Annotated in this window: 20 protein-coding genes; 11 read left to right on the top strand and 9 right to left on the bottom strand. The window is 35.4% G+C overall.

Going from position 1 to position 24,217, the window contains the following annotated elements; all coding sequences use genetic code 11:
• Nucleotides 1-23 precede the first annotated feature (23 nt).
• The 3 genes from hemN to EL260_RS10320 form a co-directional block, all read right to left on the bottom strand.
• Nucleotides 24-1,382 carry an oxygen-independent coproporphyrinogen III oxidase gene (hemN, locus tag EL260_RS10330; RefSeq protein ID WP_123860195.1) on the bottom strand — a complete coding sequence of 453 codons (1,359 nt, stop codon included), beginning with the start codon at nucleotides 1,380-1,382 and terminating at the stop codon, nucleotides 24-26.
• Between the two features lie 179 nt (nucleotides 1,383-1,561).
• The gene (locus EL260_RS10325) at nucleotides 1,562-2,590 is read right to left on the bottom strand and encodes a WD40/YVTN/BNR-like repeat-containing protein (RefSeq protein WP_123860194.1); all 1,029 of its coding nucleotides are present in this window, start codon (nucleotides 2,588-2,590) and stop codon (nucleotides 1,562-1,564) included.
• A gap of 57 nt (nucleotides 2,591-2,647) precedes the next feature.
• Nucleotides 2,648-4,162, bottom strand: coding sequence for an amino acid permease (locus EL260_RS10320; RefSeq protein WP_123860193.1), 1,515 nt, complete (start codon nucleotides 4,160-4,162; stop codon nucleotides 2,648-2,650).
• Between the two features lie 165 nt (nucleotides 4,163-4,327).
• Between EL260_RS10320 and pnuC the strand changes: the two genes are divergently transcribed.
• From pnuC to EL260_RS10295, 5 genes are all read left to right on the top strand, one after another.
• Entirely contained in the window at nucleotides 4,328-4,999 is a 672-nt protein-coding gene (gene pnuC / locus EL260_RS10315) for a nicotinamide riboside transporter PnuC (protein WP_123860192.1), read from the top strand.
• 4 nt (nucleotides 5,000-5,003) lie between these two features.
• Entirely contained in the window at nucleotides 5,004-5,672 is a 669-nt protein-coding gene (locus EL260_RS10310; protein WP_123860191.1) for a hypothetical protein, read from the top strand.
• A 105-nt stretch (nucleotides 5,673-5,777) separates the two neighbouring features.
• The gene (dapF, locus tag EL260_RS10305; RefSeq protein WP_123860190.1) at nucleotides 5,778-6,545 is read left to right on the top strand and encodes a diaminopimelate epimerase; all 768 of its coding nucleotides are present in this window, start codon (nucleotides 5,778-5,780) and stop codon (nucleotides 6,543-6,545) included.
• Nucleotides 6,546-6,575: 30 nt separating this feature from the next.
• Nucleotides 6,576-7,601, top strand: a complete 1,026-nt coding sequence (gene mltG / locus EL260_RS10300; RefSeq protein ID WP_123860189.1) for an endolytic transglycosylase MltG — start codon at nucleotides 6,576-6,578, stop codon at nucleotides 7,599-7,601.
• A 132-nt stretch (nucleotides 7,602-7,733) separates the two neighbouring features.
• The gene (locus tag EL260_RS10295; protein WP_123860188.1) at nucleotides 7,734-10,340 is read left to right on the top strand and encodes a TonB-dependent receptor domain-containing protein; all 2,607 of its coding nucleotides are present in this window, start codon (nucleotides 7,734-7,736) and stop codon (nucleotides 10,338-10,340) included.
• Nucleotides 10,341-10,380: 40 nt separating this feature from the next.
• On the opposite strand, the gene EL260_RS10290 is transcribed toward EL260_RS10295, so the two are convergent.
• From EL260_RS10290 to EL260_RS10275, 4 genes are all read right to left on the bottom strand, one after another.
• Nucleotides 10,381-10,833 (bottom strand): adenylyltransferase/cytidyltransferase family protein, encoded by a 453-nt coding sequence (locus EL260_RS10290; protein ID WP_123860187.1) that lies wholly within the window; start codon nucleotides 10,831-10,833, stop codon nucleotides 10,381-10,383.
• A gap of 13 nt (nucleotides 10,834-10,846) precedes the next feature.
• Nucleotides 10,847-11,611, bottom strand: coding sequence for a methyltransferase domain-containing protein (locus tag EL260_RS10285; protein ID WP_123860186.1), 765 nt, complete (start codon nucleotides 11,609-11,611; stop codon nucleotides 10,847-10,849).
• A gap of 20 nt (nucleotides 11,612-11,631) precedes the next feature.
• On the bottom strand, nucleotides 11,632-12,651 hold the full coding sequence (gene galE / locus EL260_RS10280) for a UDP-glucose 4-epimerase GalE (protein WP_123860185.1): 1,020 nt from the start codon (nucleotides 12,649-12,651) through the stop codon (nucleotides 11,632-11,634).
• 468 nt (nucleotides 12,652-13,119) lie between these two features.
• Nucleotides 13,120-14,244, bottom strand: coding sequence for a DegT/DnrJ/EryC1/StrS family aminotransferase (locus tag EL260_RS10275; protein WP_123860184.1), 1,125 nt, complete (start codon nucleotides 14,242-14,244; stop codon nucleotides 13,120-13,122).
• Nucleotides 14,245-14,331: 87 nt separating this feature from the next.
• Here EL260_RS10275 and EL260_RS10270 point away from each other — a divergent pair, with 87 nt between their 5' ends.
• Nucleotides 14,332-15,936, top strand: a complete 1,605-nt coding sequence (locus tag EL260_RS10270; protein WP_123860183.1) for a S8 family peptidase — start codon at nucleotides 14,332-14,334, stop codon at nucleotides 15,934-15,936.
• A gap of 98 nt (nucleotides 15,937-16,034) precedes the next feature.
• Here EL260_RS10270 and EL260_RS10265 read toward each other — a convergent pair whose 3' ends face one another.
• A complete protein-coding gene (locus EL260_RS10265) occupies nucleotides 16,035-18,569 on the bottom strand; it encodes a phosphoenolpyruvate carboxylase (protein WP_123860182.1) in 2,535 nt (844 codons plus the stop codon).
• A gap of 234 nt (nucleotides 18,570-18,803) precedes the next feature.
• Between EL260_RS10265 and EL260_RS10260 the strand changes: the two genes are divergently transcribed.
• The 3 genes from EL260_RS10260 (at nucleotide 18,804) to EL260_RS10250 (ending at nucleotide 20,678) form a co-directional block, all read left to right on the top strand.
• Nucleotides 18,804-19,370 carry a Crp/Fnr family transcriptional regulator gene (locus EL260_RS10260; RefSeq protein WP_123860181.1) on the top strand — a complete coding sequence of 189 codons (567 nt, stop codon included), beginning with the start codon at nucleotides 18,804-18,806 and terminating at the stop codon, nucleotides 19,368-19,370.
• A gap of 56 nt (nucleotides 19,371-19,426) precedes the next feature.
• Nucleotides 19,427-20,008 carry a peptide deformylase gene (def, locus tag EL260_RS10255; protein ID WP_123860180.1) on the top strand — a complete coding sequence of 194 codons (582 nt, stop codon included), beginning with the start codon at nucleotides 19,427-19,429 and terminating at the stop codon, nucleotides 20,006-20,008.
• 64 nt (nucleotides 20,009-20,072) lie between these two features.
• The gene (locus tag EL260_RS10250) at nucleotides 20,073-20,678 is read left to right on the top strand and encodes a hypothetical protein (RefSeq protein WP_123860179.1); all 606 of its coding nucleotides are present in this window, start codon (nucleotides 20,073-20,075) and stop codon (nucleotides 20,676-20,678) included.
• 105 nt (nucleotides 20,679-20,783) lie between these two features.
• Here EL260_RS10250 and lpdA read toward each other — a convergent pair whose 3' ends face one another.
• Nucleotides 20,784-22,184, bottom strand: coding sequence for a dihydrolipoyl dehydrogenase (gene lpdA / locus EL260_RS10245; RefSeq protein WP_123860178.1), 1,401 nt, complete (start codon nucleotides 22,182-22,184; stop codon nucleotides 20,784-20,786).
• Nucleotides 22,185-22,284: 100 nt separating this feature from the next.
• Between lpdA and EL260_RS10240 the strand changes: the two genes are divergently transcribed.
• Nucleotides 22,285-22,695, top strand: coding sequence for a winged helix-turn-helix transcriptional regulator (locus tag EL260_RS10240; RefSeq protein WP_123860177.1), 411 nt, complete (start codon nucleotides 22,285-22,287; stop codon nucleotides 22,693-22,695).
• Nucleotides 22,696-22,841: 146 nt separating this feature from the next.
• Nucleotides 22,842-24,005 carry an iron-containing alcohol dehydrogenase gene (locus tag EL260_RS10235; RefSeq protein WP_123860176.1) on the top strand — a complete coding sequence of 388 codons (1,164 nt, stop codon included), beginning with the start codon at nucleotides 22,842-22,844 and terminating at the stop codon, nucleotides 24,003-24,005.
• Nucleotides 24,006-24,217 lie beyond the last annotated feature (212 nt).

Genomic DNA, 24,217 nt, shown 5'->3' with positions numbered 1-24,217 from the left:
CAATCTTGAACCGCTTTTGTTTTTTATATTGTCATTGAGAAAATTCTTGTTTCCGGCTTATTTCTCATCATTCTGAGGTCGAAAACCATCGCTACGTTTCGGGTGAATGCTCTACCCGCTTCTGTAATTTTAATTTCCTTGCCAGAAATTTCTACCAACCCATCATTTTCCATTTCCTTCAGCATATCTAATGCATTATCAAGTTCAGGGAAAGAGTTATCTATAGTAAAAGTGGTTTCAAGCTGACACATCAGATTTAAAATATGTCTCCTTACAATCAAATCTTCTTCATTCAGAACATGTCCTTTCACTACAGGAATTGTTCCTTCTTCTACCATAGTCTGATATTCTTCCACTGTTTTTACATTCTGAGCAAAAGCATACCAGGAATCTGAAATTGCAGACATTCCAAGTCCTACCATCAATTGGGTATTGCTTGAAGTATACCCCATAAAGTTTCTGTGAAGTTTTTTATGGATCAGAGATTGGTACAAATCATCATGCTCTAAAGAGAAGTGATCCATTCCTACTTCAATATATCCTAAATCCTGAAGCAGTTTTTTACCATCTTCATATAAACGACGTTTCTCTTCTCCACTTGGAAGATCATTTTCATCAAAACCTCTCTGCCCTACTCCTTTTACCCATGGAACATGAGCATAAGAGTAAAATGCGAGTCTATCCGGCTTCAGCTCCATCGTTTTTCTAATAGTATGTTCCATTGCTTCCCAGGTTTGATGTGGAAGACCAAATACCAAATCGTGACTGATTCCTCTGTAACCAATTTCCTTAGCCCATTCCGTTACGTTTTTCACATTTTCAAAAGGCTGAATTCTGTTGATCGCTTTCTGTACTTTAGGATCATAATCCTGAACACCGAAGCTCACTCGTCTGAAACCAAGATCATATAAAGTCTGAAGGTGTTCCTTTGTGGTATTATTCGGGTGTCCTTCAAATGAAAATTCCGGATGTTCTGCAATCTCTACAGTAGTAAAGATTCCTTCCAACAATGTTTTTAAATTTTCAGGAGAGAAAAACGTAGGAGTACCACCACCAAGGTGTAATTCTTTTAATTTGGGCTTTTCATTAAAAAGCTCCAGGTAAAGTTTCCATTCCTTTAAAACACTTTCCAGATAAGGAACTTCAACACTATGTTGTTTGGTAATACGCTTATGACATGCACAGAATGTACACAACGCCTCGCAGAAAGGCAAATGAATATAAATAGAAATTCCCTCCTCTGCATTCGTTTCATGAAATGACCTGATTACGCTCTCCTTCCATCCTTCTGGCGAAAATGTAGAATCCTCCCAATAAGGAACGGTAGGATAAGAAGTGTAACGGGGCCCGGGAATATTATACTTATCAATTAAAGAGTTCATTTTGAAAAATAAAATTTTATAAGGTGAGGAAATTTAACATTATTAAAATTCCATTCTACAAAATTAACCATTAGTTATGAATTTTAACCTATGAATTATATTAGGTTATAGTTTAGAATGAGTCTAAATACAGTATTTAAACCTGTTATAGAGATAATGATAAATTCTATCAGTTTCATTTATTTTTTTGATCTGGATTCTGATATCAGCTTCATTACTACAATTCTATCCTTCCCAGCAAAGACAACGCTGTTTCCATCAATCCACTGACAAACATATAACCCTTTTTCATCAGAAATTTTCTTCCACGTCTTTCCAAAATCTGAAGAATAGCTAACATGCTGATCTCCTACGGCAATAATCTCTTTCCCTTTTGAACCGGGTTTAATTTTCACACAAGTCATATATCCTGCATTTTCACCTGAAGACTGAATCTGCCAGGTTTCTCCACCATTATTAGTGGTTGCAATATTGTTGACATTAGCATCCTGTTTAGTATAGTCACCACCTACTGCAATTCCGAATTGATCATCATAAAAATCAATAGAGTACATTCCCTGTGATGATTCTCCCTGAATAAAAGGTGTGGTAAATGCTTCCAGTTTTTCATCCTTAAGATTCAGCCTCAGAATTCTTGAAGCTTTCCCTCCGGTTGCAATCCATACATACTTTTCAGTAGAAGAAATATTGGTATTACTGGCTGCAAAAGCGGCTTCGCCCTGGCTGAGTTTTATACTGTTGTCAAAGAAGCTCCATTCGTCATTCTTGTACATCGTCAGCTTTAATCTATTATCATCAGTATCACTAAAAGCGAAAGCCAGTTTTTCATCAACAAAATGAAGAGCATCATAAAATGCAGCTTTACTGACATCAGTAAACACTATTCTATATCTTAAACTTTTCTTATCAATCTTAAAAAAATAAGCAGGACTACCAATATTCGCAGCATACATCGAGTCTTTATCTTGTGCAAGAGTTCTGAATTCAAGCTTATTTTCAGAAAGCCTGATCTGTTTCTTTTTTGTATAATCTTTAAGGTCTACATACCCGAATTTAGAATCACTCCCACTATACCAGACTTTATGATCATACAGTTCAAGTGCCCGGATGCTTATTTTATCATTAAGAATTGTTTTTACGCTTTCCACCTTTTGGGAAAACACAATCATTCCTACAGACAGGAATGCAATGGAAAGAATCTTTTTCATATATTTTATAATGGGTTATCTGCAACAAAAAAACCGCCGAAGCGGTTTATATTATCATTAATCGTTCTGATATTTTTCAGGGTTGTTCAGTTTACTATTAGATTTTCCATAAAGGAAATATACTAAACCACCTAAAAATAACCATACTGCAGAAAGTTCCAATGCATGAGCACTTAGGTTAAAGATCAAATAGATATTAATCACCACTCCCAATGCAACTACAACTTTATAGGCTGGTACTTTAAAAGGTCTAATCAAATTCGGTTCTTTTTTTCTCATTACCCAAACTGCCACACAAACAAGCGTAAATGCAAACAGGGTTCCAAAGCTGGTCATATCAGCTAATGTAGAAATCGGTGTAAATGCAGCAATAAGAGCCACTACAATTCCTAATATAATAATTCCTTTGTAAGGTGTTTTTGTTTTTGGATGAAGTTCACCAAAAAACTTAGGAATTAATCCATCTTTTGCCATTCCGATAAAGATTCTTGACTGCCCCATCATCATTACCATTACTACAGAAATCAACCCTACAGTCGCGGCAATGGTCACCACATTACTTGCCCAATGTTTTCCTGCAATTTCAAACGCATACGCTACAGGAGCTTTAATGGCATCAGGATATTTTCCCTCAGGATTAAAGTCTGTATAATGCATCATTCCTGTCAATACAAGAGATACACAAATATATAAAGCAGTACAAATCAACAATGAAGCGATAATCGCAAATGGTACATCTTTTTTAGGATTGATCGCTTCTCCAGCCTGAGTAGAAACAGCATCAAAACCAATATAAGCAAAAAAGATAGCCGCAGCTCCGGAAATAATCCCTTTGATACCATAGGCGGAAACTAAATCGCCTTCAGAATTTTTAAGCTTTATCTGATCAGGAATAAAAGGTTTCCAATTCTTCACTCCATCAACTGCGTTGTAAAGATCAGTATTGGAAAAAATAATATAGACCCCGGCAATGATTACAAAAATAACGGCTGAAGTTTTCATCAAAACAATCAGGTTATTAGCTCCTGCAGCTTCTTTAGTTCCTTTTACCAATAAGGCGGTAATCAATAGAACAAGAATAAATGCAGGCAGGTTCATGGAAAATCCATCTCCTGTATAACTTGACGGATCTGAAGTAAGATAGGCTGGTAAGTGAATATTAAATATCTTCAAAAATTTATTAAAATATCCGGACCAACTCACGGAAACGGCCATACTGGCCATAGCATACTCCAGAATGAGACACCATCCCATTGCCCATGCAAAAATTTCTCCTACTGTACCATACGCATATGCATAAGCAGATCCTTCAACAGGAATAATGGAGGCGAACTCCGCATAGCATAATGCTGCAAAAACACAGGCAATACCTGCAATAATAAAGGAGATTGCAAGCGCTGGTCCTGCATGATAATAGGCTCCTGTTCCCGTAAGAACAAAGATTCCACCTCCAATGATAGCACCTACTCCTATCGCTGTTAAACTCCATTTTCCAAGGACTTTTTTCAGCTCACTTTTCTTCATATCTGCCTCATAGGCACTTAGTGGTTTTTTAACCCAAATTTTCGACATGTTTTTTTATTTATTAAGGATTTACGAAAATATAAAAAATTTAGGAATCCCCACGTTTATCGTTAAACTTTCATCATTTATTTTACATTAAAGTCTTTAAAAACCTGAGCAACATATTATTTAATTCATTTTAAAAAGTCCATATTTTTGTTTATTTTTGATCGCATGAATTTATATGATCTTTTTGTAAAGCCCTATGAAAGCTATGATTCTTTACAGATTATGCTTGAGGCATCCGGTGCTATTTTCGGAACCATGAGCGTATATTTTTCAATTAAGAAAAATATATGGGTATATCCTACAGGCATTATTTCAACCCTGATCTATGTATATATTCTTTTTAACTTCGGGTTATTAGGTGACTGCCTTATCAATGTTTATTACACTGTGATGAGCGTCTATGGCTGGATATTATGGGCCAAAAATTCAAAAGATCACATCCATGTGGAAGTTTCATGGGCAACCCAAAAAGAGTGGCTCTATGCAGCAATCCTTTTTATCTTGAGTTTAGGATTTGTCACATTTATTTATTATTATAAACCTTATATTGATAATCATTTTTCGATGGAAGGAACCAATCTTGGATTATACCATCTGGATTGGGCAAACTGGCTGGATATTTTTACCACTTCAATATTTTTAGTAGGAATGTGGTTTATGGCCAAACAGCGCATTGAGAACTGGATTTTCTGGATTGTCGGAGATTTTATTTGCATGCCTATGATGATTTTTAAGGGTCTTGGCATCACTTCGGTTCAATATTTGGTATTTACTATAATGGCTATCTTAGGATACCTTAGTTGGAAAAAAAGTTTTAAAGAAAAAAAAGTACAATAAAGTTATGAAAAATTTATTAAAAATAGCAGTTAGTATCTTTGCAATAAGCACATTAACATCTTGTATGGCATATACAGATGGGTATGGCAGCAATGGCTACGGTGACCCATATTATAACAATGGATATTACTATGCTCCTTCAGGATATTATGGTAGTGGCGGATATTATGGTAATGACGGCTATTATTATAGAAACAATATTAATTACTACTATGATAATGGTGCTCCTTACTATTATGACAATTATAATAACTCCAGAAGAAAAGTATATGTAGAGAGAAGAACTACGGTTACTTCACAAAGACCTAATAATGGTTTCCGTAATAGCGGTTCCAATAACGGAAGATACAATAACGGAAACTCCAATAATAATAATGGATATCGTGGCGGATTCAGAAATTCAAGCAGTGGTTATCAGAACAACCAAGGAAATCAAAATAACCAAGGAAATCAGAATAATCAAAGCAGTGGTGGATTCAGAACTCAAAACGGTTTTGAAAACAGAAGTTCAAGTTCCAATTCAAATTCGGGTGGTTTCAGAAATTCAGAAAGCACAAGCAGCACAAGATCAGAATCCTCAAGTGGAGGTTTCAGAAACAGCTCAAGCAGTAGCCAAAACACAAATTCAAACTCTAGTTCAAACAGACAACAGAACAGTGGCGGCTTTAGATAGATTAATTATAAATAACGATTATAAATAAGGAAACGAACAGTTAACACTGTTCGTTTTTCATTTTAAATATATTAATTTTGTTTCTTCATTTAGACAAAAAACAATATGGAATTTTATAAATATCAGGGAACGGGAAATGACTTTGTAATGGTAGATAACCGTGATCTTCAGTTTCCTAAAGATAAAAAAATTATTGAAAAATTATGTGACAGACGTTTCGGAATAGGTGCCGACGGACTTATCCTTTTGGAAAACGATCCTGATTATGATTTTAAAATGGTATACTATAATTCTGATGGTGGAGAAAGCACAATGTGTGGAAATGGCGGAAGATGTCTTGTCGCTTTTGCTTTTTTCCTTGACGTTTTTGAAGACAAGTGTAAGTTCATGGCGATAGACGGTGAACATGACGCAGAAATTCATAACGGGATCATTAAATTAAAAATGATTGATGTAGACACCATTTCACATGATGGAAATGATGCTGTTCTAAATACCGGATCTCCTCATTATGTAAAATATGTAGAAAATATTGCCGATTATGACGTTTATACTCAGGGATACGCAATCAGAAATTCAGAAAATTATAAAGAAAAAGGAATCAATGTCAACTTTGTAGAAAAAATTTCAGATAATGAAATTTTTGTAAGAACCTATGAACGAGGCGTTGAGGACGAAACTTATAGTTGTGGAACAGGAGTTACAGCTTCTGCTTTAACTTTTCTTCAAAAAGATAATCTAACTTCCGTAAAAGTTAAAACGTTGGGCGGAAACCTTAAGGTATATGCTGAAAAAAGTGGTGATTCTTTCCGCAATATATGGCTGGAGGGTCCTGCAAAGCAAGTTTTTAAAGGTAAGGTAGAACTTCTTTAAAATCAAAAACTTTTAATCAATAATATAGGAATGAAAAAAGCTATTCTCATTATCATTCTGCTCGTTTTTGTAGTGGCAGGATTTTTTGGTTTGAGATTTTATAATAAATATTTTGGAAACAATGTAGAAAAGGACGGTTATGTTTTGATCCCTCATAAGGCAAACTTTAATCAAATCCTGGATTCTATCGCTCCATTTATCAAAGACCGTGAATCTTTTGAAACAGTAGCTAAAGATAAAGGTCTTCCTGCTAATTTTAAAGCGGGACGTTACCATATCCAAAGCGGGAAAGGAAATACAGACCTTGTTAATATGATTAAAGCGGGTAACCAGACAGCAAATTCATTCAGAATCGGAGATTTTGGAGATATGTACCAAATGATTGGTAAGGTTACCAAAAAAACAGAACTGGACTCCCTTCATTTTGTTAATGATCTTGATGTACTGGCACAGGAAAAGGGATATAAAAATGTTGAAGATCTAAAGAAATATTTCTTCATTGATACTTATAACTTTTTCTGGACAGTAAGCCCAAGAGAGTTTTTTTCAAAATTCGAAGACCAATACAATGAATTTTGGACGAGTGAAAGAAAAAGTAAAGAACAGCAATCTGGACTTTCAAGAGAACAAATCTACGCTCTTGCATCTATTGTATATAAAGAATCGGGAGGAAAGAAAGACGAGATGAAAACTATCGCAGGTTTATATTTAAACCGTTACAGAAAAGGGATGAAACTTCAGTCTGACCCTACTGTAATCTATGCGATCAATAAGCAGACGAATTTTAAAGAATCAATTAAAAGAGTATTATATAAACATTTGTCTACTCCATCTCCATATAACACTTACGCCAATGCAGGAATTCCTCCGGGGCCAATCTGTGTAGTGGATAAGAATTCAGTGGATGCTGTTTTAAATGCAGAAAGCAACAATTATATATTTATGTGTGCAGATCCTGCAAGATTTGGATATCATAAGTTTACAGCAAGTGCAGAAGAACATGCTGTAAATGCAAAAGCTTATCAGGATTGGCTGAATTCAAAAAATATAAAATAAGCTTTTAGCAGACACCATAATTTTATAGATTAAAAACAACAATTAAATCATAATAGTTTGAAAATCAATTGAATATTAATTTTTAAAATATTAAGGGTTATCCTTTCACGATTTTATACAAAAAAATAACCTATGAAGAATAAGACAGAAATTGTCAATATTTTCACCAGAAAAACACTAGGACTTACTTTAGTACTCTCGGCAGCGGCTATGGCTTTTGCCCAGGAGAAATCAGACGTTTCAGGAACCATTGTCAATAAGAAGAACCAACCGGTACCTTATGCCTCTGTAACCTTTAGCAACAAAGCCAACAAATCATTAAGCGATGCTGTATTGACAGATGAAAAGGGGCAGTATAAATTACAGCTTACTCCCGGAAGTTATGATATTGCTGTAGAGGCAATTGATTACAAAAAAAGCATCATCAATAAAAACATTACCGGAGCCGGAAATATTGGCGCACTATCTATTGAACCTGAAGCTACTACTACATTGGATGGTAAAACACAGGAGCTGCAAGGTGTTGTCATTACAGCTTCCGCAGCGAAACCTTACAAGGTAGAACTGGATAAAAAAACTTATGATCCATCCCAAGATATCGTAAGTAAAGGAGGAAGTCTTCAGGATGTGTTAACCAATGTACCATCCGTTACAGTAGATACAGACGGAACCGTATCCATGAGGGGAAGTTCAAACGTAAAATTCTTAATCAATGGTAAACCTTCTTCCCTATTAGGTATTGATGATGGAGCAAATGCTTTGCAGAGTATTCCGGCTGACCAGATCGAGAGAATTGAAGTCATTACTAATCCTTCGTCAAAATTTGAAGCAAGTGGAACTTCAGGTATTTTAAATATTATTCTTAAAAAGAGCAAAAAAGTAGGATTTAATGGTAGCGTGGTCGGAAGTCTTGGATACTTTCCGAGAACCTCCCTTAACACCAATTTAAGCTGGAGAAAAAATAACTGGACCTGGTTTGTAAACGGTGGCGGCGGTTATACAGAAAATAAAACCAAAAGTAATTCTGAAACGACTTACCATAATATTACTTTCCCTAAAATAGATCCTATTCCTACTACCCAGGCAGGAATAGATAAAATTCCTACAATCCCTGCTCACCAGCTTCAAAACTCCACCAATAAAACTTATAATAAAAACTATAATGTAAGTGCCGGCTTTGTATATGACGTTTCTGAAAAAACATCCATTAACTTAACAGGATTGGTAAGAACTTTTGAAGGCGACGGAAATGAACTTGTAAATACTTACGACAGCTTTTATAAATATACAGGAGATACATCAAATCTCTGGAAATTGATGAATCCTTACACCTTGAGAGATTCTAAAAGTATCTATAATAACCTTGCTTTTCAGGGAGATGTAGGTTTGGATCATAAGTTTGATGATAAAGGTCAGAACTTATCCGTATCTCTAAGTTTACAGAGAAACAGAAGCAATAATAATGGTGACATCCAAGAAAGTGTAGACCAAGTTCTTTCTGTACAAGATATTACCAGAAGACATTCTGTAAGTAAAACCGTGATAGGAAAAGCAGATTATGAATTACCAATAGGTGAAAATTCTAAATTTGAAGCTGGTTATAGATTAGATATCAATAACAACACCTACGATAACTTTGTAAGCAGTACTTCTAATAATCCTTTTATTTTAGATTATAATAATAATACAGACTATAAGGAAATGTTCAATGCGTTCTATTTACAATTTAAAAGTAAAATTGGAAGCTTTGCCTATCAGGTAGGATTAAGAGACGAGATCTCTAATGTTAAGATCAATTATATCAGCCAAAATCCAAATGCAGCTCCGATTGATAAGACCAAGAATTACAATAATTTATTTCCAAGTGTATTCTTAAGTTATGATATTGCTAAAAACAACCAGATCTTAGTAAACTATTCCCGCAGAATAGACAGACCAAGATCATTCTTTATGGTACCTTTCTCAAATTATGTCAATAACCAGAATATTTTCGCAGGAAATATTGATTTAAATCCATCCTATGTAGATTCTTATGAAGTAGGTTATAACCTTACTAAGAAGAAGTTTACCCTGAACCCTACTTTGTATTACAGACATGCCACAGAAGACACGAAAATGCTAGTCTACAGACCGGATGAAAGACAGACAGTGTTCTATACCAAACCGGAAAATCTAGGTAATGACGATCGTATTGGTTTGGATCTGAACTTTACCTATGATCCTTTTGTATGGTTTAAAATCATGGGTAGTGCAGATATATTCAGATACAAAACAACGGGAATCACTTCTTATGCAACAATAGATAAAGAAGGATTAGCTCAGACAAGAATTTTAGACTTTACAGGAAGTGGTTTCTCTACAAGATTACGTCTTAATACCACCTTCAGACTAGATAAAACGTTAAGTGTACAATTGCAAGGGTTCTACAGAGGAGGACAGAAAACCGTGAACCAAGATAGAAAAGATATGTATGCTCTAAACTTTGGAGCTTCCAAAACGATATGGAAAGGAGACGGAACTATTACTTTCAATATTCAGGATATCTTTAATACAAGAGGAATGGAAGTATTTAATTACAGTAGTGACTATACCAGAAGCAGCTTTATGCAATGGCAGCCAAGACAGTTTTCTATCTCTTTAACCTATAGATTTAAACAAGGTGAGAAAATAGAACAACCTAAAAGGAAAAAGGACATTAACTCCAATACAACAGGTGATGACCAACAAGGTCCAATGTAATACAAAAGGCGTCGAAATTTAAATTTCGGCGCCTTTAATTTTATTTTACTGATTCTATTCTTTCTGCTTTTTCTTTTTCAGCTTCGTAGATTCTTTTTCTTAAGTCGCTGGTGGAAAACCTGTGATCTCTTTTGTTATAAAAAATTTCAATTCCTTTTTCTTCACAGTATTGCTTACCTGTAAAATCTCTATCCATATAATCATCGCCAATGATTCTTATATCGATTACAAAAGATTTTAAGATATCCAGCAAGTCTTCTTCTGTATAGTAAGGAATAATTTCATCTACAGCATTTACAGCTTTTAGTTGAATATAACGTTCAACGATTGTTTGGCTTGGTCTGTTCTTATTGGGTCTGTCGTGGGATGGATCAATCTGCAGGCCAACAATCAGATAATCACATACTGTTTTTGCTTCTTCAAGCATTTTGATATGCCCAGCATGTAATAAATCAAATGAGGAAAATGTAATACCTATTCTTTGTGTCTTCATATTAATGTTAAAATTAAAATTTCGCTGAAATAAAGGTTCTCTTAAATGGATAAAAGACCGGTGATTCAGGGAAGGTGTTTTGTAATTGTTGTTTATAATCGTTTTTAAATTCTTCTTTCAATTCGTTAGGAAGCCTTTCTATATAAGGAAGCATTGCTGTTGCGGAAGCCCAGGTAAATACGGCTTCTGCATCTTTAAGAACATGAGGAAATACTTTCTCATATACAGTAATCTCTCTTCCTTTATTTTCAAATAATATCCGAGAATAGTCTTCAATTGTTAAAACTGTATATTCTCTTACCCATCCATTATAGGCACTTTTATAGGGTTCAGTTCCTGCAACTTTTCTGAGAAGCTGATGTACTACATACTCGTGATTAGAAGGAATCTGCACTGCCAATTGCCCACCTTCCTTGATCTTGCCTATTATTCTTGGAAAAAGTTCTTTATGATTGCTGCACCATTGGATGGCAGCATTGGAGATAATCAAATCATAAGTATCTCCCAAATCAAGTTGCTCTTCAATACTTCTTCTTTCAAAGGTTAATCTGCTGGTCTTGAACTGCGCTGCTTTTTCAAGCATTTCTTCAGAGGAATCTATGCCTAAAACCCTTGAATCTTCCAAATAATCTAAAAGTTTTGAGGTAAGTTCTCCTGTTCCACATCCCAGATCTATAACAGATACTCCTGTTCTTGATTCTACAAGCTTTAACAAATCAAAAAAAGGTGCTGAACGCTCTTCTTTAAATTGGTCATATACTTCAGGATTCCAAGCCATAATGATGCTATTTTATGAGTTTAATTTCTCGAATTAAGATATTTCTGCCATTCCCAGACTGTCCTTAAAGACTCTTCCAGAGATGTTTCAGATTTCCAGTTAAGCTCTTTTTCAGCTTTAGAAGGATTGGCATAAGCAATCGTAATATCACCTGCTCTTCTTTCACAGATCTGATAAGGAACACCCACTCCGTTTGCATTTTCAAAAGCCTTTACGACTTCTAAAACAGAAGATCCTTTCCCTGTCCCCAGATTATAGGTATCAATCACTGTTTCAACAGATTGGTCATTCATCAGCCTTTTCAAGGCTGCTACGTGAGCTTTGGCTAAGTCTACAACATAGATATAATCACGAACGGCTGTTCCGTCTTCTGTTGAATAATCATCCCCCCAAACACTTAATTTCTCACGAACTCCTGAAGCAGTCTGCATTACATAGGGAACAAGATTATTAGGGATTCCTATTGGCAACTCTCCAAGTTTTGCAGATGGATGTGCCCCAATTGGATTAAAGTACCTTAACAAAGATATTTTACGGCCATATGCTTTAGCAAAATCGATAAGGATTTCCTCACCCATTTGCTTGGTCTTCCCATAAACACTTTCAGGCATTTTCAAAGGAGTATTTTCATCAATGGGCATCACTTCTGCCTGTCCGTATACAGTACATGATGAGCTGAAAATAAAGTTGGAGATTTCTCTTTCTTTAAATTCTTGTAAAATATTAATAAGAGAGAACAGATTATTTTCGTAATAATCTACAGGTTTTACCTGGCTCTCTCCTACAGCTTTAAAAGCTGCAAAATTAATACAGCCCTCAATATTATGAGCGTCAAAAACCTGATTAAGAAGTTCTTTACGCTTCAAATCAAAAGGATAAAAAACCGGTTTCTTACCTGTAATTTCCTCAATATTATTTAAAATAAATCTCTCCGAATTAGACAGATCGTCTACAATAACAACTTCAAAGTCATTATTAAGCAGTTCTACAACGGTATGAGAACCAATATATCCAAGTCCTCCGGTAACAAGTATTGCCATTTTTAATATTCTTTTTTACTCATTATGTGTTCCTATTTCTTCTATTTCGCTTTTTGCGGGATAATGTTTAAAATAATTTATCAGGACTACTGGGCCTACAACAAATAAAACATTTGAAACTATATACAAAAATAAATATGTTTCATGATTTGTCGTTCTTTGATATTTAACATAAAAAATAATTGCATGAAAAATAATCATTAAGAATAAAGAAATATTTAAGTAAGTAAACATTTTTCTTGATTCTTTAAAAATACTCACAAATGTAATAATCAATAAGGGAAAGATTAAAAAGTACAATACATAAATTGGTATTTTAAATGTATTATACTCTTCTCTCAATCCAGCGCCTATTACAAAGATTTTAAACATATTATATGCAAAAAAGATCATCCAGCAAAGGACAAAAATAATTGCAAAAAAATAAGCAAACTTATGCTTTAATATTCTCTCATCATGAAGCATCTCTTATCCCATAAACTCAAGTACAGCATCCGTGATATACTTCAACTGCTCTTCGTCTAATTCTGTATGCATTGGTAGAGAAATTACCTGATCCAAAAGCTTATCTGTATTCACAAAATCAGCAGCATTGCTTTCCTGGAAATATGCTTTTTGCTTTCTTAATGCTACCGGATAATAGATCATTGCAGGGATTTCCTTTTCAGTAAGGAATTTCTGAAGTTCATTGCGTTTTCCGTTTAGAATTCTCAATGTATACTGATGGAATACATGGGTAGAGCTCTCAGATCTCTGCGGCGTTAAAATATGTTCATGACCAGCGAATGCCTCATCATAATAATCAGCCGCTTTTCTTCTCGCTTCGTTGTATGAATCCAGGTGTGGTAATTTTTTTCTTAAAACAGCAGCCTGAATACTATCCAGACGAGAGTTTACACCTACCTCATCATGGTAATATCTTTCATACATTCCATGGTTTACGATTCCTCTTAAACGGTGTGCCAGTTCATCATTATTGGTGAAGATAGCCCCTCCATCTCCATAGCATCCAAGGTTCTTGGAAGGAAAGAAAGAAGTTGTTCCTACTGTTGCCATTGTACCGGCATATTTTGATGTTCCGTCAGAGAATGTATATTCTGCACCAATGGCTTGTGCATTGTCTTCAATCACATATAAATTGTGCTCTTCAGCAATTTTCAGGATTTCTTCCATATTCGCACACTGTCCGAATATATGTACAGGAATAATGGCTTTTGTTCTTGGCGTAATTGCCTTTCTCAGAGCCTCTGTTGAAATAGTAAATGTATCATAATCAACATCTACTAAAACAGATTTTAATTTAAGCAGATGAATCACCTCAACAGTTGCAGCAAAGGTAAAATCAGCAGTAATTATTTCGTCTCCCTCCTTCAGATCCAGTGCCATAAGAGCAATCTGTAATGCATCAGTTCCATTAGCACATGGAATAACATGTTTTACGTCTAAATAAGACTCCAATTCATTCTGGAAAGACTTCACTTCAGGACCGTTGATAAAAGCTGCGGAATCCATTACATTTAAAACTGCATTGTCTACATCATTCTTTATTTTGTAATACTGACTTTGCAAGTCAACCATCTGAATTTTTTTCATAAATAAATTATTTGTGTAAAAATAAGGATTTTAAAATCCTATCAAAAATTTTATTGATTTTGTTTTTATCTTTATACAAAAATTTATATGAAAAAAATTTTACTCTTTTGTTTCCTAGCAGGTTACTCCTATACTTTTGCCCAAACTCAGCTTGTTTTTGTTTATTTTAAAGATAAGCCTAATAAAGCGGGATTTTACGCCAATCCGCTTTCTGAACTTAGCCAAAAATCCCTTAACAGGCGTACAACCTTAGGTCTATCTCTTAATGACCAAGATGCCCCTATAGAACAATCTTACATACAAAATCTTCAAAATCTGGGATTTACCGTTACAGATTATTCGAAATGGCTTAATGGAGCCGCTGTAAATGCTACCACGGCACAAATCACCCTTTTACAAGCACAGCCTTTTGTACTTTCTGTAGAAAGTTTTATCCGAAATGGAGGACCTGTGTTAAAATCAATGGCTATAAATAAATGGCAAAATACTACAGATACTCAAAAAACACTTACCAATTTTGAATATGGCTCAGGAGAATTGCAGGTCGACCAAGTCAACATAAGACCGCTACATCTTGCCGGCTATACCGGAACCGGAGTCTCTATCGCTGTTATTGATAGCGGATTTCCTACTGTAAATACAGGAAATGCTTTTCTGAGATTACGAAACAATAACAAAATAAAAGGAGGATATGACTTTGTTACTAAATCCAATGACATTTATAATCCATCTCTGAATGCACATGGTACTGTGGTACTGGGAGCTATAGGTGGTTATCTGGAAAATATATTTGTAGGTTCTGCCCCCGATGCTGATTTTTACCTGTACCGCAGTGAAAACTCTGCTGCTGAAATTCCCGAAGAAGAGCTCTATTGGATTGAAGCCGCTGAAGAAGCAGATAGAAAAGGAGTGGAAATTATCACGACTTCGCTTGGATATAATGTTTATGACAATCCTCAATACAGCTACACGTATGCTGATATGAACGGGAGCACCTCATTTATTGCAAGAGGAGCAGGAATTGCCGCTGAAAAAGGAATCTTTGTATTGGCTGCAGCAGGAAATTCCGGAGATAAACCCTGGCACTATCTTCTGACCCCGGCAGACAATGCTAAGGTATTTACAATCGGAGCTGTGGATTCTTCAGGAAACACATCTGTATTTTCATCTTTCGGTCCTAATTCTGCTGGAGTTATTAAGCCGGACGGAAGCGCAAGAGGAACAGCTACAGCCACTGTTTTAGGTGATACAACTTATACCAGTACCGGAACTTCCCTTGCCACCCCTATTGCTGCAGGAGGTGTGGCCTGCCTTCTTCAGGCATTTCCCATCATGAACAGAGATCAACTTAAAACAAAATTAAGACAAACCGCCTCTATTTATCCTAATCACACGGATCAGATGGGATACGGCATTCTAAATTTCGGAAGTCTGTATAACAGTGTTCTCAATACCTCTGAAATTGTTAAAAAAGAGAAATTTGCTGTATTCCCTAACCCTGTTAAAAGCATCCTGAATATAGCATCAGAGAATGAAATCAATTCGCTGGAAATTTATGATAACCTGGGAAGATTAATAAGAAAAGCAGACCATCAAAAATCTGTAAAGGTTGATGATTTTGCAAAAGGGGTTTATTATCTGAAAATACAGACCAATGATAAAGTATATTATGAGAAATTTATAAAGGAATAACTTCTCTTTGAACTGATTATAAATTAAAAACGGGCATTGAAGCCCGTTTTTTACTTTATATAGTATATTTTTAAGAATATCCCTTTATTAAGGATAATTTAAGCTGAGTTCCTGCTTGCATTAATGTTTCCAAATAAGGATCTTGTTACTAATTTTTCATAAGCTTCTTTATTTCCCTCTCCTTTCTGAATTTTAATCAGGGCATATTGTTGAATGCTTAGTAACGGAAGAACGATCTTTTCACGGATTTTTACAGACTTTCTGGATAATGGATCTTCTTCCTGAAGCATTTTAAAACCCGTCAACTCTAACATAATTTCTTTTGAAAGCTCATATTCATTGAAAAGGATGTTCCAGAAAGCTCCAAATTTAGGATTGTTTTTGATGTAGTAAGTTAACGGGAAGTAAGACTTATTCATACTCATCATTGAGTTCAACACCAAGGTCTTAAAGAAGTCTGAACCTCTATACAATTCTCTTACTTCTTCAAACCTTCCTTGCTCCTTCATCTTCTGCATGGCATAACCAAAACCAAAAAATCCGGGAACATTCTGCTTCAATTGTGACCATGAACCCACAAATGGGATAGCTCTTAAGTCTTCAAACTTCAGTTCACTTCCGTTTCCTCTCTTTGATGGACGGCTTCCGATATTGGTTTTCCCATAATACTCCAAGGTACTCATCTCCTGAAGATAAGGAACAAACATTGGATGAGCCTTCAGGTCTGAGTATTTCTGATAACTGATATTGGCCAGTTCAATAATCAATGCTCTTTCTTTTTCTGTAAGGTCTTTTTTAGCATTCTTGAATACATCATTTTCAACTCCTGCTGTCAATAACTGTTCAAAATTGTATTGTGCCTGCTCTTTATTTCCAAAAATACTCGTAATGGTCTGTCCTTGAATCGTAAGTTCAATTTTATTATTGGCAATTGTTTTCCCTTGGGAAGCGTAGAAATCGTGAGTTTTTCCACCACCTCTTGCAGGAGGTCCGCCTCTGCCATCAAAAAATACAACTTTAATATTATTCTGCTCTGAAAGTTTTGTCAGAACTTCTTTAGCTTTATAAATTTCCCAGTTGGCTTTTAAATACCCCCCATCTTTGGTTCCATCAGAGAAGCCCAGCATAATAGTCTGTTGATTGCCTCTTCTTTCAAGGTGCTTTTTATAGATAGGATTCTGATACAATTCATTCATTACATGTTCAGCATTATCAAGTCCTTCCATAGTTTCAAAAAGTGGCACAATATCCATATTGATATCTTCATCCTGATATCCGCAAATTTTAAAGAAGGCATAAACATTCATCACATCTTTTACTGCATCAGAATTAGATATAATATAGCGGTTCATTCCTCTTAATCCGTTCAGATTCTGAATTTCAGAAACCTGAGACACTGTTAATAAAGTATCTTTTACGATATCTTCAAAATCATCTGCATTTACAGGCCTTGAAACCTGAATCAGTTTATTGAATTTTTGTTCGTTATCTGCTTTTTCATTGCCATATACTCTTGCAAAAACCTCATCAATTACTTTCTGGTGAATTCTACTGTCCTGACGGATATCCAACGTCGCGAAATGAGTTCCGAAAATATTCACACGATCTCTAAAGTTCACCAAAAGATCCAGGAATAATGAATTGTGTTCATTAATCAGTATTTTTTCAGCTTCATTGGTTTTCTTTAAAATTGTTTCTGCAGTAATTGTTTTTCCCTCAAAAATAGCGGTATATAATTCTTCACTCAACGTTGCCAATACTTCAGAAACTCCTCTGAAACTAAGCCTTCTTCTTATAAATTTCAAATGACTGTAATAAGATTTCAGAATAGCGGAACGAAGTTCTTCTGCTACTCTTTTGGTAACATCTGCTGTCACAAAAGGATTTCCGTCACGGTCTCCTCCCGGCCAGAAACCAAGCTGGATAATATCTTCATGCAGATGAAAATGTTCGTTTCCAAAAGTCTTTTTAATTTTGGTAAATAGCTCCCCAATGGTATCATAATATACATATCTCAGATAGGAAATAATACTCAAAGCCTCATCAATAGGAGTTGGTTTTTCTTTGTTCACAAAAGGGGTTTTTCCTAATTGCTGTAAAAGCATATCGATCTGCGTAACCGAATCACTGGTAATAGCTCCTCTCAGATCCTGAATGATTCTCTGTACTGAACTTGGATAAAACTGGGTCGGGTGTGCAGTAAAGACTACTTTCACACTGAAATCTTTTAGTTTCTCACGTACTTTTTCAATTTTATGATCCTGGAAAGAACGTTCAAAAAGATTGGTAATGGTTCCGCTATCACTTTCTGAGTGCAGATTTGGAAATGCAGCATCTTCGATACTATCGAATAATACTACTTGCCTTTCTATATACTGAATGATCTTAAAAAGCAGTTCAAGCTTCTGCTCCTCGTTCTGTAGATCCGTATGGTTTCTAAAAAATTCTTCAACAATTTCTTCGGGGGTCTTCCCTGCATCATAGCCGGTTTTGCTTTCCTCATAAAGAAAAGGAAGCAGCATCCCGATATTTGTCATTTTATCATAGGGCAGGCTCATAAATAATGAATTGTAGATCTGGAATTTGTTCTCCACGATCTGCCTGAATTTTTCTGCGCGTTGGTCGTGTCTCATAATAACAAATGTAAGCGATTTTGGAATTAGTTGAGTTGACAAATGACAAAAAATAAAAACTTTATTATAAGCTTAAAATTAAAAATAGTGATGGTAATTACAGTTTATTTTTAACATAGAAAGTAAGCTGTATATAAATCATTCCTATTTATATTCTCAATTAAACATTTCGTAACTTTGATTCTTAATTAGTTTTTGCATATAACATTTACCAATTGTATCATTTTTTTGAGAATGGGCTATATTAGAGAATATTACGAGCAAATCGTCAAACTACAGGAATCTGAATGGGAATTCATCGCAGGGTATTTCCGTAGAAAAGTATATACTAAAAACGAGATCATTACCCAACAAGGTGATACGGAAAAATTTCTTTCTTTTATTGAATCCGGATTGGTAAGATTTTATATTCCTGATGATGAATATGGTTATACTTTCAGTTTCAGTTTTGAAAAGGAGTTTACCTGTGCGTATGATTCTTTCCTTACCCAAACTCCTTCTGAATACGAGATGCAGGCACTTACCGAAACAGTGGTATGGCAAATTTCTTTTGATGATTTACAGAAAATCTACAGTCAAACCAATGTGGGCAATCATTTAGGGCGTTTTGCTTCCGAGAAACTTTTCCTGGCTAAAAGCAAAAGAGAGCTTTCTTTATTGAAACTTACCGCGAAGGAACGTTATTTAAAGCTATTTACTGAACAGCCTGAACTGCTACAGCGTGTCCCTCTGAAATATATTGCTTCTTACATCGGAATTACTCCGCAGGCTTTAAGCAGAATCCGCAAAAACATTAATTAACATAGGTTCATTGTATATCTTTCGTCTTCTGCTGAACTTTGCAGAAAAGTATTTCAATGAATTTACCAATTGTAGCCTATGGCAACCGCATTTTAAAGCAAAAATGTATACAGATTAACAAAAACAGCCCGGAAACCCAGGACCTGATTACCAACATGTGGGAAACCATGGAAAACTCCAACGGGTGCGGCCTCTCCTCTTCTCAGATCAATAAACCTTTACAGCTTTTTATCGTTGACAGCCAGATTACTTTTGAAAACCTTGACACTGAGGGTCAACTTGTCTATTTCGAAAAGAATGACAAAGGAATCAAAGAAACTTTCATCAATGCCAGGATCATTGATACTTCTGAAGAAACCTGGAAAGATTATGAAGGATGCCTAAGTATTCCCGGTTTGTCTCAAAAGGTAGAAAGACCCTGGAAAATCACTGTCGAATATTTTAATCAGGATTTTATCAAACAAACCAAAACCTTCACCGGATTAACGGCTAGAATTATTCAGCATGAGTACGATCATACACAGGGTGTTTTATATATTGATCACCTACAATCACTGACAAGAAAAATGATAGAGTCGAAACTCAAAAAGATCATCAATGGAAATATTAAAACAGGGTATCCAATGAAATTTTTATAATCTTTCTGCGGCATTAAGATGCATCAGTAATTTTCGTAAATTTGTCCTGAAAACACCTTTCTTTATGAAAATTATCATCACGCTTTCCCTGATCCTTACTAATCTGCTTTCTGCACAGATCACGGTTCCTGATGATTATAAAAAGATCCCGGATATTCTGGATACCACAGAATACCTTTACCCTTTTGTTATTCCCAATAAAGATTACGAATATTGGAGAGTACTTACCAATGATGATGATCCGGACAAAGCTATTATCTATGAAAGCCAGGCTCCTCTTTTTATGACGATTAATGATCCGGCTCCTGAAAAAGGGTTCTTTCAGAAATGTATTGGCAATCATTGCTTTTCCTATATTCTTGCCTGCAAAAAAGACAGGACCGTTTATTTTTCCAATGAACAGCAATTAAGGGATTTCATCGGAACAGTTGATAACCTTCCCGAGGCCATTTTAATGGCTAAGACGTATGGTTACTCTATTGATACGCAAAACCGTTTTACAGGGTCTTATAAAATTGAAGACCAATTTATTTCACTGTACGCTTTACAGACTAAAGGCTGTCCTGTGACTAAGGAATCATTTTTAATTAAGATCAATAGAAAGACAGGAAAACTGGAAGCCAAAAGCAAGGGTATTTATTCAAAAAGTGAAGATTGTACCATTTTATAGCTTTTATAATATACCCCCATTTTTTCACAAAAATATATGTTATTTTTTGCCACGAATGCCTTTACATTTGCAAAAGGCATTCATGGCAATTTAAAGTATTTAGCATTAGATATTAATGGCTCCTTGTCCTGATGCCATCAGATACGCTTCTTTCAATGTTTCTGAATACGTTGGATGCGCATAAGAAATACGGAACATATCTTCTGCTGTCACCTCATATTCCTGGGCAATTACCCCCTGAGCAACCAGATCTGCTGCTCGTGCTCCGATGATATGTACCCCAAATACCTCTCCATATTTTGGATCCACTAATACTTTTGCAAACCCATCCGTATCCATGGAAGCTCTTGCTCTTGCACTCGCTGAAAACGGAAATTTACCAACATGATAAGCTATATTATTCTTTTTTAGATATTCTTCAGTGTATCCAACGGATGCTACTTCCGGCCAGGTATATACCACAGATGGAATTCTGTCATAATGGATATGATGTCTTTGTCCGTTAATTGTTTCTGCTACCAAAACACCTTCTTCTTCCGCTTTATGGGCAAGCATTGCTCCGCCTATTACATCCCCTATCGCATAGATATTGGAAACGGAAGTACGATTGCTTTCATCCACTTTAATGAATCCACGATCATCCAGCTGTACATCTGTATTTTCTAACCCCAATCCTTTTACGTATGGACTTCTTCCAACTGCTACCAGAATATAATCAGCCTCTAATTTATTTTCTGTCCCATTTTTATCTTTAAAGAATACTTTAGCTTCCGCATCTGAACTTTCAGTTTTATAAACAGCCTGTCCTAAGCGGATATCAACTCCTTCTTTTTTAAGGATTTTCTGAAGGGCTTTTCCTAATTCATGATCCATCCCCGCAATCAAATGATCTGCATATTCAAGAATGATAACCTGAGTCCCAATTCGATTAAAGATGGAAGCCATTTCTACTCCTATGACTCCTCCGCCAATGATAACCATAGATTTCGGCTTTTCTTTCAGAGATAAAGCTTCTGTAGAAGTAATAATCCTCTTTTTATCAATTTTCACTCCTGGAATGGTTGAAGGTTTTGAACCTGTTGCAATAATATAATTTTTGGCAGTGATCTCTTTGGATTCTGTTTCATTAACAACTTTAATATTTGTATTACTGATAAAGCCAGCGGTGCCTTTCAGACGGGTAATTTTATTTTTACTCATTAAAAAATCAAGTCCGCTGGTGTTTTTAGCTACTACTTCAGATTTTCTTTTGTACATCTGGGCAAAATCTAGCTCAATCTTATCAAGTTGAATTCCATGTTCTTTAAATGTATGATGCGCTTCTGCATAATGATGAGTGCTGTCCAGCAAAGCCTTTGTTGGGATACAGCCTACATTGGTACAGGTTCCGCCCAATGTTTCATATTTTTCAATAATTACTGTTTTATAACCTAATTGTGCACTTCTTATCGCTGCAACATATCCTCCGGGTCCTGAGCCAATCACGGCAATGTCATAATATTCCATTTGATTTATTAATTATTTATGATTAAATTTACTTGCAAAATAAAAGTAAATTTAATTAAATACTTTCATTTTGCAAGTAATATTTTTAAAATAAAAAATAATGAATAAAAAAAGGTCAGACTGTCCTATCAGCTGTTCACTGGAAATATGGGGTGATAAATGGTCTTTGCTAATCATTCGTGATCTGATGCTGAATAAAGAATGCACCTACGGAGACCTTCAGAAAGCTGATGAAAAAATAGCATCCAATATTCTGGCGACAAGACTTCAGAATCTATTGGAAAATGGAATTATTGATAAAAAAGATCATCCTGAAAATAAGTTGAAGATATTATACCATCTTACAGAAAAAGGCATTGATCTGATTCCTATTATTGTTGAGATCAATCTATGGGGAGACAAATATCTGATAATTCCCGAGGAAAGAAAAAAATTATTGGAAGATATTAAAAGAGATAAAGAGGCTTTCATCAAAAGGGCAAAAACTTATCTTTCCAATGAGATTAAATAAAGACACTCAAACCATTATCATTAAAACCGGATTGGGAAATAAGTATTTGATAGCTTTCATGAAATTAAGTCATAGCAATTTTAAAATTTCATTAACTCAATTTTCTCTTTTCATTCCGTAAATTTGGGTTAAATAAATTTAGAACAATGCTTAATTTCGAGTTTAAAAATCCGACCAAAATACTTTTCGGAAAGGGCGAAATCGCTAAAATTTCCAATGAAATCCCTAAAGAGTCCAAAATATTAATGATCTACGGTGGTGGAAGCATCAAAAATAATGGTGTGTATGACCAGGTAAAAGAAGCTTTAAAAGACCATGATCTTTATGAATTCGGTGGAGTTCCTGCCAATCCTGAATATGAAGTTTTAATTAATGCCATCAGCTTCATCAAGGAAAATAACATCGACTATCTTATTGCCGTGGGTGGCGGATCTGTAATTGACGGAACGAAATTCATCTCTGCAGCAGCCCATTATGATGGTGAGCCTTGGGATATTCTGAGAAATCAAGTAAGAACTTTTGAAGGGGAAGGAATGCCGTTTGGCAGTATTCTAACCCTTCCTGCAACCGGTTCGGAAATGAACTCAGGATATGTAATTTCCAGAAGAGAAACCAATGAAAAGTTATCTTCAGGAGGTCCGGGACTTTTCCCACAATTCTCTGTTTTAGATCCTGAAGTGATCAGATCTATTCCTAAAAACCAGATTGTAAACGGAATTACAGACGCCTACACTCATGTGTTGGAGCAATATATGACCGCCCCATCTTCGGCTGATCTTCAGGAAAGAATTGCAGAAAGCATCCTGATTAGCCTCCAGGAAACGGCTCCAAAAGTACTGGCTGATGATTTCAACTATGACGCTGCCGGAAACTTTATGTGGTGCTGTACTATGGCATTAAACGGATTGATTCAGAAAGGAGTTATTACAGACTGGGCTGTACATGCTATGGGCCACGAATTAACAGCTTACTTCGGTATAGACCATGCCAGAACCCTAGCGATCATTGCACCTTCTCACTATCGTTACAACTTTGAGGATAAAAAGGGAAAACTGGCTCAATATGCTGAAAGAGTATGGGGAATTAAAGAAGGAAGCACTGAAGAAAAAGCAGAATTAGGAATTAAAAAACTTGAAGAATTTTTTCACAGCCTGCATATCAAAACCAAACTTTCAGAATATACAGAAGACTATAAAGGAACTGCTGAAAGGGTAGAAAAAGCTTTTACAGATAGAAAGTGGTTGGGACTTGGGGAATATAAAAAACTAACTCCTCAGGATGCTTCCAAGATTGTGGAAATGAGCTATTAATAAGTTTAAAGTTGAAAATTTAGAGTTATTCTTTAAGTTCTGGCTAAAGCATATGAATAAAAATTAAAATGAAGAGCGGGCTTTAGCCCGCTCTTCTTAATATTGGATCTTAGATAGTAATGAATGAAAAATGTCTAATAACCCACCCTCTTTTCAATTTCTAAATCTTATAACTCCACAATCACTTAAGCCATATTATTTACAAACATTCG

The organism is Chryseobacterium nakagawai (assembly GCF_900637665.1).
Classification (GTDB): domain Bacteria; phylum Bacteroidota; class Bacteroidia; order Flavobacteriales; family Weeksellaceae; genus Chryseobacterium; species Chryseobacterium nakagawai.
The sequence above is the reverse complement of the archived record's forward strand: the minus strand, read 5'-3'. Positions and strand labels throughout refer to the sequence as shown.